General features: G+C 45.2%; 1 protein-coding gene. It reads right to left on the bottom strand.

Annotated features, from left to right (window positions below):
* Window positions 1–237: 237 nt before the first annotated feature.
* On the bottom strand, window positions 238–781 hold a 544-nt coding region (locus tag A3762_RS15910), incomplete at its 5' end, for an electron transport complex subunit E (RefSeq protein ID WP_068756583.1).

Below are 781 nucleotides of genomic sequence, written 5' to 3'. Positions count from 1 at the left end.
TGCGGATGATGCGCAATGCCTTTCACAACATCGTCATTTGAGCTTAATGATGCTGTGTCGGTAGGAAGTGTGAGATGCAGTGATCCTTCGAGTTCATTTAACTCGCCGTAACTCGAGCTATCGCGTCCTGCAGCGTGAAAAAACACGACTTTTTGTGCACCCATCAAAAAACATCTCTACTGACTTAATGTGGAAGCAAGTCTAGTACAAGATTTTGGGAATGCTCAAAATAGAAATTTAGGAAATATTTCCTGTTACTCGAACGCGTTTTGAGCCCTTTATTTGCTCTGTATTGGACACTTGTCGGCGCTCAACTTCTGTGTCTATCCAGTTTTTCAGGGCGATGATTAGACCCATGCCGACGAAGGCTCCAGGAGGCAATATCGCAAACAGGAAGTTACTGTAATCATCGACAAGTGTAATCTCCCAAGCATGCGCCATGTCACCGAAAATGAGGTGCATGTTGCTAAATAATGCTCCTTGGCCAATCACTTCGCGTGCAGCGCCCAAAAGAACCAACACGATGAGAAATCCTAAGCCCATCATAAAGCCATCAACTGCGGCGAAAAGTGGATTGTTCTTACTAGCATAGGCGTCGGCACGTCCTAAAATCGCACAGTTAGTTACGATTAACGGAATGAAAATGCCTAGAATCTGGTACAACTCATAGGTAAAGGCTTGCATGAGTAGCTCCGCGCAAGTTACGAGCGAAGCAATAATCATTACGAAAGCAGGAAGGCGAATAGAGTCGTTCACATAGTTCCGAATCAAAGACACCGCG

This window comes from Oleiphilus sp. HI0125 (assembly GCF_001635355.1).
This window is presented reverse-complemented; position numbering and strand designations above follow the sequence as displayed.